The sequence below is a fragment of the Streptomyces sp. NPDC001222 genome (assembly GCF_042896945.1).
Taxonomy (GTDB): domain Bacteria; phylum Actinomycetota; class Actinomycetes; order Streptomycetales; family Streptomycetaceae; genus Streptomyces; species Streptomyces gibsoniae.
In genome coordinates this window covers 399,684-412,197 of record NZ_JBIAXT010000003.1, presented here as the reverse complement: position 1 = coordinate 412,197, position 12,514 = coordinate 399,684, and the positions used below count along the sequence as shown (strand labels likewise).

At 72.0% G+C, this 12,514-nt stretch carries 14 protein-coding genes; 3 read left to right on the top strand and 11 right to left on the bottom strand.

The annotated features are described in order from the left end of the window. The 6 genes from ACFY2Z_RS07570 to sigE all read right to left on the bottom strand — a co-directional run. Window positions 1–401 (bottom strand): transposase (locus ACFY2Z_RS07570; RefSeq protein ID WP_390743240.1); only part of this gene is annotated, 401 nt, incomplete at its 3' end. 368 nt (window positions 402–769) lie between these two features. Next, entirely contained in the window at window positions 770–1,429 is a 660-nt protein-coding gene (locus ACFY2Z_RS07565) for a hypothetical protein (protein ID WP_390743221.1), read from the bottom strand. 267 nt (window positions 1,430–1,696) lie between these two features. After that, window positions 1,697–2,137: a sec-independent translocase gene (locus ACFY2Z_RS07560; protein WP_390743220.1), complete on the bottom strand. Its 441-nt coding sequence runs from the start codon at window positions 2,135–2,137 to the stop codon at window positions 1,697–1,699. Between the two features lie 199 nt (window positions 2,138–2,336). Beyond that, window positions 2,337–4,160: a S1C family serine protease gene (locus ACFY2Z_RS07555; protein ID WP_390743219.1), complete on the bottom strand. Its 1,824-nt coding sequence runs from the start codon at window positions 4,158–4,160 to the stop codon at window positions 2,337–2,339. A gap of 138 nt (window positions 4,161–4,298) precedes the next feature. Then, complete coding sequence (locus tag ACFY2Z_RS07550; protein WP_390743218.1) at window positions 4,299–5,291, bottom strand: anti-sigma factor family protein; 993 nt, start codon at window positions 5,289–5,291, stop codon at window positions 4,299–4,301. Next, window positions 5,288–6,058 carry an RNA polymerase sigma factor SigE gene (gene sigE / locus ACFY2Z_RS07545; RefSeq protein WP_390743239.1) on the bottom strand — a complete coding sequence of 257 codons (771 nt, stop codon included), beginning with the start codon at window positions 6,056–6,058 and terminating at the stop codon, window positions 5,288–5,290. The genes ACFY2Z_RS07550 and sigE overlap by 4 nt, the downstream gene beginning before the upstream one ends. Window positions 6,059–6,211: 153 nt before the next feature. On the opposite strand from sigE, the gene ACFY2Z_RS07540 reads away from it, so the two are divergent. Further along, window positions 6,212–6,910, top strand: coding sequence for an O-methyltransferase (locus tag ACFY2Z_RS07540; protein WP_390743238.1), 699 nt, complete (start codon window positions 6,212–6,214; stop codon window positions 6,908–6,910). A gap of 108 nt (window positions 6,911–7,018) precedes the next feature. Here ACFY2Z_RS07540 and ACFY2Z_RS07535 read toward each other — a convergent pair whose 3' ends face one another. Beyond that, window positions 7,019–7,186 carry a DUF3117 domain-containing protein gene (locus tag ACFY2Z_RS07535; protein ID WP_003966491.1) on the bottom strand — a complete coding sequence of 56 codons (168 nt, stop codon included), beginning with the start codon at window positions 7,184–7,186 and terminating at the stop codon, window positions 7,019–7,021. A 369-nt stretch (window positions 7,187–7,555) separates the two neighbouring features. Here ACFY2Z_RS07535 and ACFY2Z_RS07530 point away from each other — a divergent pair, with 369 nt between their 5' ends. Next, window positions 7,556–8,359, top strand: coding sequence for an enoyl-CoA hydratase/isomerase family protein (locus tag ACFY2Z_RS07530; RefSeq protein WP_390743217.1), 804 nt, complete (start codon window positions 7,556–7,558; stop codon window positions 8,357–8,359). Between the two features lie 100 nt (window positions 8,360–8,459). Here ACFY2Z_RS07530 and ACFY2Z_RS07525 read toward each other — a convergent pair whose 3' ends face one another. Continuing rightward, window positions 8,460–9,035 carry a DNA-3-methyladenine glycosylase I gene (locus ACFY2Z_RS07525; RefSeq protein WP_390743216.1) on the bottom strand — a complete coding sequence of 192 codons (576 nt, stop codon included), beginning with the start codon at window positions 9,033–9,035 and terminating at the stop codon, window positions 8,460–8,462. Further along, entirely contained in the window at window positions 9,032–9,379 is a 348-nt protein-coding gene (locus ACFY2Z_RS07520; protein WP_390743215.1) for a DivIVA domain-containing protein, read from the bottom strand. Before ACFY2Z_RS07520 ends, ACFY2Z_RS07525 begins: the two co-directional genes overlap by 4 nt. A gap of 152 nt (window positions 9,380–9,531) precedes the next feature. On the opposite strand from ACFY2Z_RS07520, the gene folP reads away from it, so the two are divergent. After that, window positions 9,532–10,392, top strand: coding sequence for a dihydropteroate synthase (gene folP, locus ACFY2Z_RS07515; protein WP_390743237.1), 861 nt, complete (start codon window positions 9,532–9,534; stop codon window positions 10,390–10,392). Between the two features lie 66 nt (window positions 10,393–10,458). On the opposite strand, the gene ACFY2Z_RS07510 is transcribed toward folP, so the two are convergent. Together ACFY2Z_RS07510 and dapE are read right to left on the bottom strand one after the other, a co-directional pair. Further along, a complete protein-coding gene (locus tag ACFY2Z_RS07510; RefSeq protein WP_390743214.1) occupies window positions 10,459–11,217 on the bottom strand; it encodes a TIGR00730 family Rossman fold protein in 759 nt (252 codons plus the stop codon). Window positions 11,218–11,397: 180 nt separating this feature from the next. Next, entirely contained in the window at window positions 11,398–12,477 is a 1,080-nt protein-coding gene (gene dapE, locus ACFY2Z_RS07505) for a succinyl-diaminopimelate desuccinylase (protein ID WP_390743213.1), read from the bottom strand. Window positions 12,478–12,514 lie beyond the last annotated feature (37 nt).

Below are 12,514 nucleotides of genomic sequence, written 5' to 3'. Positions count from 1 at the left end.
CCGGTGGCCTTCACCACCTCGCGCACGGCCTCGAAGACACGGTTGGGTCGCACAGAGCGCGCCAGGCGGCGCCGGAAGTAGGCCAGCAGTGACGGGTCGAACGCCATGTCGTGCAGACCCAGCCCGCACGCGGCCTTCCACCGCAGGTCACACCGCAGTTCCTGCACCGTCTCGAAGTCCGACAACCCGTGCAGGGCCTGCAGCGTGATCGCCGCGGCCAGGATCTGCGGCGGCATGCTCGGCCGCCCGTTCGCCGACGGGTACATGTCCGCGAACATCTCCGCCGGGAACAGCGCACCACGGTGCTCGGCCAGAAACGCGAACACACTCCCCGCCGGGATCAACTCCCGGCACATCTCCCACACATCCGGCCCGACCGTCTCCCCGGCCCATTCCCCCATCACCACGAAAACGAGTCTGGCCCCGCCGCTCCCACGACGGGGCCAGAACCCCAAGATCTTCATGAGCCTTCTAGGGCGAGTTCCGAAAGTAGCGGGCCCCGCCCGAAGGACGGGGCCCGCGGCGTCCGGTGCGGCGCAGCGCAAGGCGGAGGGTCGTCCGCGTACCGGGCGTACGCGGACGATCCGACGACGCGGCGAGGTGCCGTACCCGGGGGCACCTCCCAGCCGCCAGGCCGGGGGAGTCGCGGGCCAGACGGGACTTTCGAAAACACGCCCCAAGGACGCCACGAGCACCGGCTCGGCCGGCTCTCGGCTACGCGGGAGGGGGCGCCGTCACCACGACGGCGCCCCCTTCCTCGTACGTCCCGTCAGACGACGTAGGCGTGGATGTCCTTGATCATCGCGAAGCCCAGTCCGTAGGCGCTCATGCCCCGGCCGTACGCCCCCACGTGCACCCCGGCCTCCGTGGTCCCGGCGAGGACCCAGCCGAACTCGGACTCCCGGTAGTGGAACGACGTCGGCACGCCGTCCACGGGCAGGGACAGGGTGGACCAGACAGGGCCGGTCAGGTCGTCGGCGAGCACCCACGCCGTCTCGGTCTGCTGCTCCAGCCAGTCGTCCCGCAGGGTGTGGTCCAGCTGGCCGGGCCAGGTGAACGACAGCAGGCCCACACCGGCCAGCCAGGCCGCGGACGAGACCGAGGTGGCCTCCAGCAGCCCGGTGCCGTCCGCGCTGCGCCGTACGGGGTTGGCGGCGACGGTCACCACGACCGCGAACCGTTCCTTGTCGTCGGTGGCCTCGTGCCGTACCGAGGGCTCGTCGCCGTGCCCGACCGACCCGTGTTCCACGGACCCGTCGGCGGCGGTGGCCACCTGCATCAGCCAGCGCGGGCCCGTGAAGGCCTCGTCGAGGCCGTACCACGGGAACGACGCCTGCTGGTAGCCGTCGACCGTGCCCCGGGCGTAGGGGAGCCGCACTCCGCCCTCCGCGGCGGGCGCCTGCGCGCCCACCCGACTCGTCGTCTCCATCTGCCCGGACGCCTCCTCGCTCTCGTCGGACCCGAGCGGCCCGCCCCCCACGGGCGTCCTTGCTCCCAAAAACGGTCCGCACAACAACTGGGCAGCATAGCCACCGCGGTCCGAAGCACAGCGAAACGCCCGGCGCATACGGCCTCTTGGACGTCGCAATACGGCCGCACGCGCGCCGAAGGGCGTATGGCCTGGGTCACGTTCCGGCCATGTGTGAGCACATCTGCGCGGGCGGTCGGCCGACCGCCCGCGGATGTCGTGGACGGCTCAGGTGGCGTCCGCGTCGAACGGCGGGCGCTCGTCCGGGCCCGGCTTCTCGGGCTTCTTCGTCATGTCGACGGCACCGCCGGCGGCCGGGGAGGACGTGCCGGACGACGACTCGGACTCACGGCCCTGCACCGCGTCCGTGACCTCGGCCATCTCCTGCTTCAGGTCGAAGCCGTTGCGGATCTCCTTGAGCCCCAGATCGTCGTTGTCCAGCTGCTTGCGGATGAACGTCTTGGGGTTGAGGTCCTCGAACTCGAAGTCCTTGAACTCGGGGCCCAGCTCGTTGCGGATGTCCTGCTTGGCGCTCTCCGAGAACTCCCGGATCTTCCGAATGGTGCGCGTGACGTCCTGGATCACCTTCGGGAGCTTGTCCGGACCGAACACGAGCACTGCGAGGACGACGAGCGTCAGCAGCTCGAGTGGTCCTATGTCATTGAACACCTGAAGCTCCTCGCGAGGTCCTCGGTCCGCGGCCCTCGGTGGTGGGGCGGGTCTTCCGTGGTCCGGGCCGGATCCACGGTACCCGGCGTGCACGCCGGATCGGTACCGCCCCGGCCTTCTCGACCGCGTGTACACGCCGGGTTTTCCGGGATGTTTGCCTTGTGCAGCCGTTTTCGTCCCTGTTCCGGCGCGGCTGATGTCAGCTGCCGCCCGCGGAACCGAGGACGAGCGTGATGCTGCGCTGTCCGCCGTCGCGGACCACGGTCAGCGCCAGACGGTCGCCGGGGCGGTGCGCGCGGGTCCTGACGATCAGTTCCTCCCCGGAGTGGACGCGCGCCCCGTCGACCTGGGTGATCACGTCGCCGGGCCTGACACCGGCCCGATCGCCGGGCCCTCCCTGGGTGACCGCGGGACCGCCGTCGGTGCCCTTGGCGGCGACACGGGCGCCGTCTCCGGCGAAGTTCATGTCGAGCGTCACGCCGATCACGGGGTGGGTGGCCCGGCCGGTGTTGATCAGCTCCTCCGCGACGCGCCGGGCCTGGTTCACGGGGATCGCGAAACCAAGCCCGATGGATCCCGCCTGGTCGCTCTGGTCGGTGCTGTCGTCGGCCGAACGGATCGCGGAGTTGATGCCGACGACCCGGCCCCGGGAGTCGAGGAGGGGGCCGCCGGAGTTGCCGGGGTTGATGGGGGCGTCGGTCTGCAGGGCGTCGACGTAGGACACATCGCTCCCGTCGCCCTTCTCGCCTCCGGCCGTGATGGGCCGTTCCTTGGCGCTGATGATCCCGGAGGTGACCGTGCCGGCGAGGTCGAAGGGGGCGCCGATGGCCACGACCGGATCGCCGACCTCGACGTTGTCGGAGTTGCCGAGGGGAAGAGGCGTCAGGCCCCGGACCCCGCCGACCTGGACGACGGCGAGGTCGTAGCCGGTGTCACGGCCGACGACGGTGCCCCTGGCGGTCTCGCCCCCGTTGAAGGTCACCGATATCTCGCCGTTCGCTCCCGCGGGCTGGACGACGTGGTTGTTGGTGAGGATGTGTCCGCGCGCGTCGAGGACGAACCCGGTGCCGGTGTCCTCGCTGCCGTCGCCCTTGACGTGCAGGGTGACGACGCTGGGCAGCGCACGGGCGGCGATCCCGGCGACGCTGTCCGGGGCGCGGACGGCGGGTTCCTTCCCGGCCTGCGGCAACCGGACGTCGCCCGCCAGGTCGCCGTCGCGCTCCAGGGCGACGCCGACGACACCGCCGACTCCTCCGGAGACCAGCGCGATGGCTACGGCCCCGAGGACGAGGGCTCTGCGCAGCCGCCTGCGCCGTGGCTCGGGGGCGGTGGCGACGGCCCCGTCCTGCCCGAAGGGCTGGGGCGCCCAGGGGTCGTAGTTCTGCCAGGGGGTGTATCCGGACGGGCCTGAGGCGGGGGGTGCGGAGGTGTCGCTTCCGGGCGCGGCCGGGAGCGGGGCGCCCGGCGCCGGTGGGGCGCTCTGGGGCGGGGGCGTTCCCTTCGTGAGGCTGGGGGGTGCCGCTGCCGGGTGCTGAACCGGCGGGGCGGGGGCCCAGGGGCCCGGTATGCCGTAGGGCGGGGTGTCGTAGGGGTCGGAGTCGGGGAAGGGCCGCGAGCGGCCGTCAGGGACGCCGTGCGCGTCGCCGTCCGCCCGGGGCACCGAGCCTTCGCCTTCGGAGTGGCCGTCAGGGACGCCGCGGTCGCCGTCCGCCCGGGGCACCGAGCCTTCGCCTTCGAAGGGACCTTCATGCTCGGCCGTCCCGGCGGACACCGCCCGGGGACGCTCAAGCTCGAAGTCCCCCTCGGCTCCCACGGACAGGAGTGTCGCGGGACGCTCCAGCTCGAAGTCGCCTTCGTCCCGGGCTCCTCCGGACGCCACCGCCGCCGGGCGCACCAGCTCGAAGTCCCCGTCCGACGGCCCGTTTCCCGGCGTGTGCGGGAGCCCCTGGGCCCCCGCGCCGTCCGGTACCTCAGGCGTCCGCTTCTCGGCGTCGCCCGCCGGGCCCGGCTTCCCCTCGCTCATGCTCTCCCCACACCCGGCCCCCGCCACGACGGCGCCGGCGGTCGCCGTTGAGACGTCGATGCCGCGCCCGGAACACTTCCGCGGCGCGGTCCACCACGGATTCAACCAGGTCCGCGGGCCGACGCGCAGTCGCTCGGGTCAGTGGGCGAGCGGCGAGGAGGCCGAGGGGGACGGGCCGGCGGACGTGGCCGGCACCGGAGCCCTGAGCAGCCCAGGAGTCATGATCCCGGGGGCCGCCGACCAGGAGGTCAGCGTGAGCGGCGTGGTCTCGGTGAGCGGGCGTATCAGCGGCGACATCGCGGCGGCTCCGGCCACCACGGGAGCCGTCAGGGCGCCGATCTCCGAGGCGTCCTGTGCATCCGGGGACGAGGCCCCGGGCAGCAGCGGGGCCGACGCGCTCATGGAGGCGACGAGTCCCTGGCTCTGCGTCCGCTGTCCGATCAGCGGCCCGACGGCCCGGCGTCGGCCCGCGTCGGGCGTCGTGCCGCCACCGCTGCCGGTGCCCGGTGAACGCATGGGGGTCACATTGCTTCCGGTGCCGGAACCGCGTGCCTCCGGGGTTGTGTCAGCCGGGACGCCCATCGACACCCCGCCGAGCGCGATCGCGGCCAGCGACACGGCGCCCGCGGCGGCGAATGCGAACCGCCGCCCGCGCGAGGACGCACGCTCGGTGTCCGGGCGTCCGACGTGATGGATCCGGAAGCCCCGGTCCCCGGGGAACGTCCGGTCACCGGAAGGGGCCAGCGCCGCATGGGGCCCCGCCGGCACATAGCCGAAGGGCTCACCCCTCACTCCGAAGACGCCGGTCGCCGGGGGCAGTCCGGCGGCCGACGATGGTCTTCTGCCGAAATCACCCCCGCCGAGCGGCGTGCCACCGCCGTCGACGTCACCTCCCGCGGACAGGCCCTGCAGACGGGCCAGGAAGCTCTCGGAGGGCGGCGGCGGGGCGGCCTCCGCGAAGACGTTCTTCAGCCGGCGCTGGGCGTCGGCCTCGGCCTTGCACTTCGCGCACGTGGCCAGATGGGCCAGTACGCGCTCGCGCGTGTCATGACCTAGTTCTCCGTCCACGAGGGCGGAGAGGCGGTCCCCAAGGTGCTGCTCTGCCGGTGTGGGGCGACGGGATCCACTCACGCGGTCGCGCCCCCTCCCCCCAGCGCGGGCACCCGGGCCACGAAGTTGCGCCGTTCGGCGCGGGCCTCGGGCGAACGGTGCGCCAGGGCCTTGCGCAGCTGCGAGCGACCGCGGTGGATACGGGACCGGACCGTGCCGAGCTTGACGCCCAGGGTCGCGGCGATCTCCTCGTAGGACAGTCCCTCGATGTCGCACAGGACGACGGCGGCGCGGAACTCGGGCGCGAGGGTGTCCAGCGCCTGCTGGACGTCCGCGTCGAAGTGCGCGTCGTTGAAGACCTGCTGCGGGGTGGGCTCCCGGCTGGCCAGCCGCTCGGCCGCGTCCTCGCCGAGCGCGTCGAAGCGGATGCGCTGCTTGCGGCGGACCATGTCCAGGAAGAGGTTCGTCGTGATGCGGTGCAGCCAGCCCTCGAACGTGCCGGGCGTGTAGGTCGACAGGGAACGGAAGACCCGGACGAAGACTTCCTGGGTCAGGTCCTCGGCGTCGTGCTGGTTTCCGGTCAGCCGGTAGGCCAGCCGGTAGACCCGGCCGCTGTGCATGCTGACGATCTCCTCCCAGGTGGGCGGAGTCCACGCCTGCGAGTCCGCGTCGGTGGCGAAGGTCGCGGTCTGCGCGGTGTCTGCAGCGTGGTGCGTGTCAGCGATGTCGGTCACGGATTTCGGCTCACCCGACGACCTGAGAAGGCGCCGAAGCACTCCTCTCCGATCCACAGGCGCAGCCGCACCTCCCCTGTCGGCTCTGGTGGTGTCCAGTGGAGCCCCTACCATAGCCACCTCGCCCGTTAGCTCCGGATAAGCGGTTTTACGAGAATTTGATGTGAGCTGATGCGCCTGCGTCAGCACTTGCTCGACGTCCAGATCCACCGGCCGTCCCCCGTCCCTCCCCCGCTGCCTTTCCCACCCTTCCAAACGTCTGGTCCCATCTGCGGGTTCCCGGGGCCAACGGATACAGTCACGCCCAGGCAATCACGGGGACAGGAGAGGGCCATTACCGGCAACCGGCAGACGAGCTGGGCGTTCGCCGACGCCTATGTCGCCGAGGACGAAGCGCTGCGCTGGGCCCGCGACCGGGCCCGCGACGCAGGGCTGCGCTCGGTGTCGCCCGGCACGGGCGCCGCGTTGCGGTTGCTCGCCGCCACCGTGGACGCGAAGGCGGTGGCGGAGATCGGTACCGGGTGCGGTGTCTCAGGGATCCATCTGCTGCACGGCATGCGGCCGGACGGCGTACTGACCACGGTGGACCCGGAGCCGGAGCACCAGCAGTTCGCCCGCCAGGCGTTCCGCGCCTGCGGCTTCGCCAGCAACCGCGCCCGGTTCATCCCGGGCCGCGCCCTGGACGTGCTGCCCCGGCTCGCGGACGCCGGCTATGACCTCGTCTTCTGCGACGGCGACCGGCTGGAGGTGCTCGACTACCTCGCTGAATCGTTGCGCCTGCTGCGGCCCGGCGGTCTCGTCGTCTTCGAGGGCGCCTTCGCCCACGGCCGCACGGTGGACTCGGGGCCGCAGCCCACCGAGGTCGTGCGCCTGCGGGAACTGCTGCGCACGGTCCGCGAGACCCCGGAGCTGGTGCCCTCACTGCTCCCGGTGGGTGACGGACTGCTGTGCGCGGTCAAGCGCTGAGCGGGCCGGACGGACCGAAGGGCGCGCCGAGGGCGAGCCGGGCCGAAAAGCAGACCCCGGCACCGCGTACGATGCCGGGGAAGCCGAGAGTTCGGGGCCGCTTGCGCGTCAGCCGACGACCTTCTTGAGGGCGTCGCCGAGCGCGTCGGCCTCGTCAGGGGTCAGCTCGACGACGAGCCGACCGCCGCCTTCGAGCGGAACGCGCATGACGATGCCCCGCCCCTCCTTGGTCACCTCGAGCGGGCCGTCGCCCGTCCGCGGCTTCATGGCCGCCATGCTCGTTCCCCTTCCTGAAACCAGCTCATCGTCAGCCGACAGCCCTTGAAGGGCACGCGACCCCTCGGGGGACACGCGGCACCGGCATCGAACACATTGCTTCCAAGCCATTATCCCGCATCTCAGGACCCGATGACCAACATCAGTCGGCATCGCTTGAGCAACACGCCCGACCAAAACCACTCAATTCGGCGATGCGGCTGTGATACTGCACCACCGCACGGAGATTCGCCGCCCGGAGGCGGGCGGGCATTATTTGACGCAGGTCACACGTCCGGTCCGGGCCGCGACCGGTGATCTCCGCCATGCTGTCCCTCGGACACAGGACGTACCGACCGGTACGACGGACCGTGACACCGGAGGACCACCATGGCCGACACCGTGCTCTACGAGGTGAGCGACGGACTCGCGACGATCACGCTGAACCGTCCCGAGGCGATGAACGCGATGAACATCGAAGCCAAGGTCGCCCTGCGGGACGCGGCGCAAGAGGCGGCGGCCGACGGGGCCGTACGGGCGATCCTGCTCACCGCGGCCGGGGAGCGGGCGTTCTGCGTGGGCCAGGATCTCAAGGAGCACATCGGTCTGCTCCAGAAGCAGGACGCGGGCTCGGACGCCGGGGTGATGAGCACCGTGCACGAGCACTACAACCCCATCGTGCGCGCGCTCACGGGAGCGGCGAAGCCGGTGGTCGCGGCCGTGAACGGGGTCGCGGCCGGGGCGGGCTTCGGCTTCGCGCTCGCCGCGGACTACCGCATCGTCGCGGACACGGCGGCCTTCAACACCTCCTTCGCGGGTGTCGCGCTCACCGCGGACTCCGGGACGTCCTGGACCCTGCAGCGGGCCGTCGGCACCTCGCGCGCCTCCGACCTGCTGCTCTTCCCGCGCAGCATCAGCGCCCAGCAGGCGTTCGAGTGGGGCATCGCGAACCGGCTGGTCCCGCAGTCCGAGCTGCGCGCCGAGGCGGAGAAGACCGCGCGTGAGCTGGCCGAGGGGCCGACGCTGGCGTACGCCGCGCTGAAGGAGTCCCTCGCCTACGGGCTCTCCCACTCCCTGGACGAGGCCCTGGAGAAGGAGGACGAGCTCCAGGCGCGCGCGGGAGCCTCGCAGGACCACAGGATCGCGGTGCAGGCGTTCGTGAACAAGGAGAAGCCCGTCTACCTGGGCCGCTGAGGCCGTCCGGCCCCTGACCGAGGACACGCGCGGGCCACCCGCGACCGACGGGCGCCCGCGCGTTCTCCCCCGTCGGCAGGCACCCCGCACGGCGCCCCGGTCAGTCGCCCCGGGCCGCGCAGTCCGTCAGATGGTCGTCGACCAGGCCGCACGCCTGCATCAGCGCGTACGCCGTCGTCGGGCCGACGAAGCGGATGCCGCGCTTGCGCAGCGCCTTGGACAGGGCCGTCGACTCGGCGGTGACCGCCGGGACGTCGTCGAGGGTCCTGGGGGCCGGGCGGGAGTCGGGGGCGTACGACCAGATCAGCTCGTCCAGCTCGCCGGGGGCCCACTCGGCGAGCAGGCGCGCGTTGGCGAGCGTCGCCTCGATCTTGGCGCGATTACGGATGATGCCGGCGTCGGCGAGCAGGCGCTCCTGGTCGGTCTCGGTGAAGGCCGCCACCTTGATGATCCTGAAGTCGGCGAAGGCGGCCCGGAAGCCCTCCCGGCGCCGCAGGATCGTGATCCACGACAGGCCCGACTGGAAGGCTTCGAGGCTCAACCGCTCGTACAGCGCGTCGTCGCCGTGGACCGGGCGGCCCCACTCCTCGTCGTGGTAGGCCACATAGTCCTCGGTGGACAGGGCCCAGGGGCAGCGCAGCACGCCGTCGGGCCCCGCCACGGCCGCGCGGCTCACTGCTGGTCTCCCTCGGCAGGCCGGTCGAGTCCGTGGCCGGCCGCGCGGGCCCCGGCGAGCGCGGACTCCAGGTCGGCGATGCGGGCGTCCCGCTCGGCGATCTCGGCGCCGAGCCGGCCGAGCGCGTCGTCCACCTCCGCCATGCGGTACCCGCGGACGGCGAGCGGGAAGCGCAGGGCGTCCACGTCCGTGCGGCTCACCGGGCGGTCCGGCGGCAGAGGGTCGTCGAACCGGTCGGGCGCCGCCTCGGGCAGCGGAGTGCTCTCGCCGCCGCCCACCACGGCGAGCGTCACCGCGGCGACCACCACGGCGAGCGCGACGACCAGGAACAAGAACATGAGCATCACTGAGGTCCCCACGCTCGGTGCCGGCGCCGAGTGCGCCGGAACGGAAGTGCAGCTGTCGAATGTCTCCGGGTCCGATCGTGCCATGCGACGCTGACAATTAGGGTCGCAGGCGGCCGATGAACAGGACGTACCGGGAGAGGTCACAGCGGATGCTCAGGCTGGGCAGGCGGGAATTCGGCGCACACGAGCCGGTGATCATGGCGATCGTGAACCGGACCCCGGACTCCTTCTACGACCAGGGGGCCACGTTCCGCGACGAGCCCGCCCTCGCGCGCGTGGAACAGGCCGTGGCGGAAGGTGCCGCGATCATCGACGTCGGCGGGGTCAAGGCCGGGCCGGGCGCAGAGGTCACGGCCGAGGAGGAGGCCCGGCGCACGGTCGGCTTCGTCGCCGAGGTGCGGCGCCGCTTCCCCGATGTGGTGATCAGCGTGGACACCTGGCGGCACGAGGTCGGCGAGGCGGTGTGCGAGGCGGGCGCGGATCTGCTGAACGACGCCTGGGGCGGGGTGGATCCCCGGCTCGCGGAGGTCGCCGCCCGCCACCGGGTGGGACTGGTGTGCACGCACGCGGGCGGTGCGCAGCCGCGGACCCGTCCGCACCGGGTGACGTACGAGGACGTCATGGCGGACATCCTGAAGGTGACGCTGGAGCTCGCCGAGCGGGCGGTGGCCCTGGGGGTGCCCCGTGAGTCGGTGCTGATCGATCCGGGGCACGACTTCGGCAAGAGCACCCGGCACAGCCTGGAGGCGACGCGCCGGCTGGACGAGATGGTCGCCACGGGCTGGCCGGTGCTGGTGTCGCTGTCCAACAAGGACTTCGTGGGCGAGACCCTGGACCGGCCGGTGAAGGAACGGGTCCTCGGCACCCTGGCGACCACGGCGGTTTCGGCGTGGCTGGGTGCGCAGGTGTACCGGGTGCACGAGGTGGCGGAGACCCGGCAGGTGCTGGACATGGTGGCGTCGATCGCCGGACACCGCCCGCCCGCGGTGGCACGCCGCGGACTGGCCTAGCCGCCCCGGCCCGACGGGACGGTGCGGCGCCCGGTCACCGAGCGCCGCACCCCGCAGGACCGGTGTCTAGCGGGCCGCCTCCTTGGAGACCAGCGCGACGGCCTCCTCCACGTCGTCCGTCAGATGGAACAGCAGAAGGTCCTTCTCGGTGGCCTTGCCCTGGGCGACCAGGGTGTGCTTCAGCCAGTCCACCAGGCCGCCCCAGTACGACGTGCCGTAGAGGACGATCGGGAAGCGGGTCACCTTCTGGGTCTGGACCAGGGTGAGGGCCTCGAAGAACTCGTCCAGGGTGCCGAGGCCGCCGGGCAGGACCACGAAGCCCTGCGCGTACTTCACGAACATCATCTTCCGGACGAAGAAGTAGCGGAAGTTCAGGCCGATGTCGACGTACGGGTTCAGCCCCTGCTCGAACGGCAGCTCGATGCCGAGGCCGACCGAGATCCCCTTCGCCTCGCACGCGCCCTTGTTCGCCGCCTCCATCGCGCCCGGGCCGCCGCCCGTGATCACCGCCCAGCCGGCCTCCACCAGGCCGCGCCCGAGCCGCACGCCCGCCTCGTACTCCGGCGAGTCCACCGGCGTCCGCGCGGAGCCGAACACACTGATGGCGGGAGGGAGTTCGGCCAGGGTGCCGAAACCCTCGATGAACTCCGACTGGATGCGCAGCACACGCCACGGGTCCGTGTGGACCCAGTCCGAAGGGCCGCCCGCGTCCAGCAGCCGCTGGTCCGTGGTGCTCTTCGTGACCTGCTCCCGCCTGCGCAGCACGGGACCGAGCCGCTGCTCGTCCGGCGGCACCTTCTTGCCCTGGGGGTTGCCAGTGGGCATCTGCGCTCCCTCCGCATCGGGGCCTTTCCCGTCCCGGTCTCCCCGCGGCTCGGACGGGCCCGGAGCCGGGGGAGACCGGGAGGTCGGGGAAGGTCGTTCCACCCCAGCGTAGATCCACGCAGGTTACGGAAGGGGGACGTGTGCATGTCCGCCATGGGCCGCGGCGCCGCACGGGCCCGGTCAGGAGGTCAGCCAGGCCCGCAGCCGCTCCTCCCCGGCGAGGATCTTGCTGATTTCGACGCGTTCGTCCCGCTTGTGCGCAAGGTGCGGATTGCCCGGGCCGTAGTTGACCGCCGGGATGCCGAGCGCACTGAAACGGGACACGTCCGTCCAGCCGTACTTGGGCTGAGGGGTGCCGCCGACCGCCTCGATGAACGCCGCGGCGGCCGGGTGGGAGAGGCCCGGGAGCGCGCCGCCGCTGTGGTCGGTCACGACGAACTCGGCCACCCCGCAGTCCGCGAACACCTCGCGGACGTGCGCGATCGCCTCCTCCTCGCTGCGGTCCGGCGCATAGCGGAAGTTGACCGTGACCACGCACTCGTCCGGGATCACGTTCCCGGCCACGCCGCCCGAGATGCCCACCGCGTTCAGGCCCTCGCGGTACTCCAGGCCGTCGATCACCGGGTAGCGCGGCTCGTACGCGGCCAGCCGGGCCAGGATCGGGGCCGCCGAGTGGATCGCGTTGGAGCCCATCCAGCCGCGTGCCGAGTGCGCGCGCTCGCCCTTGGTCCTCAGCTGGACCCGCAGCGTGCCCTGGCAGCCGCCCTCGACCTGCCCGTCGGAGGGCTCCAGCAGCACGGCGAAGTCACCCTCCAGCCATTCCGGATGGGTCTCGGACACATGCTTCAGACCGTTCAGGTGTGCCTCGACCTCTTCGTTGTCGTAGAAGACGAACGTGAGGTCCCGGTTGGGCTCGGGGACGGTCGCCGCGATGCGCAGCTGGACCGCGACGCCCGACTTCATGTCGCAGGTGCCGCAGCCCCACAGCACGCCGTTCTCGTCCAGGCGGGAGGGGACGTTGTCGGCGATGGGGACCGTGTCGATGTGGCCCGCCAGGACGACCCGCTCCGGGCGCCCCAGCCGGGTCCGGGCCACCACGTTGTTGCCGTACCGGTCGACCGTCAGATGCGGCAACGAGCGCAGTGCCGCCTCGATGGCGTCCGCGAGGGACTTCTCGGTTCCGCTCTCGGAGCGGAAGTCGACGAGCCGCGCGGTGAGCTGAGCGGCGTCCAACGTGAGGTCAAGCGGGGTATCGGCCATGTGACCGACCCTATAGCGCGCACCGGCGCCCCCGGTT

Excerpts from the sequence above, each read along its gene's own strand:
- ACFY2Z_RS07535 (WP_003966491.1), bottom strand. The coding sequence starts at position 7,186 with ATGGCGGCCATGAAGCCGCGGACGGGCGACGGCCCGCTCGAGGTGACC.
- folP (WP_390743237.1), top strand. The coding sequence starts at position 9,532 with ATGCTCAGGCTGGGCAGGCGGGAATTCGGCGCACACGAGCCGGTGATC.
- ACFY2Z_RS07530 (WP_390743217.1), top strand. The coding sequence starts at position 7,556 with ATGGCCGACACCGTGCTCTACGAGGTGAGCGACGGACTCGCGACGATC.
- ACFY2Z_RS07520 (WP_390743215.1), bottom strand. The coding sequence starts at position 9,379 with ATGCTCATGTTCTTGTTCCTGGTCGTCGCGCTCGCCGTGGTGGTCGCC.
- ACFY2Z_RS07555 (WP_390743219.1), bottom strand. The coding sequence starts at position 4,160 with ATGAGCGAGGGGAAGCCGGGCCCGGCGGGCGACGCCGAGAAGCGGACG.
- ACFY2Z_RS07565 (WP_390743221.1), bottom strand. The coding sequence starts at position 1,429 with ATGGAGACGACGAGTCGGGTGGGCGCGCAGGCGCCCGCCGCGGAGGGC.
- ACFY2Z_RS07510 (WP_390743214.1), bottom strand. The coding sequence starts at position 11,217 with ATGCCCACTGGCAACCCCCAGGGCAAGAAGGTGCCGCCGGACGAGCAG.
- dapE (WP_390743213.1), bottom strand. The coding sequence starts at position 12,477 with ATGGCCGATACCCCGCTTGACCTCACGTTGGACGCCGCTCAGCTCACC.
- sigE (WP_390743239.1), bottom strand. The coding sequence starts at position 6,058 with ATGGTAGGGGCTCCACTGGACACCACCAGAGCCGACAGGGGAGGTGCG.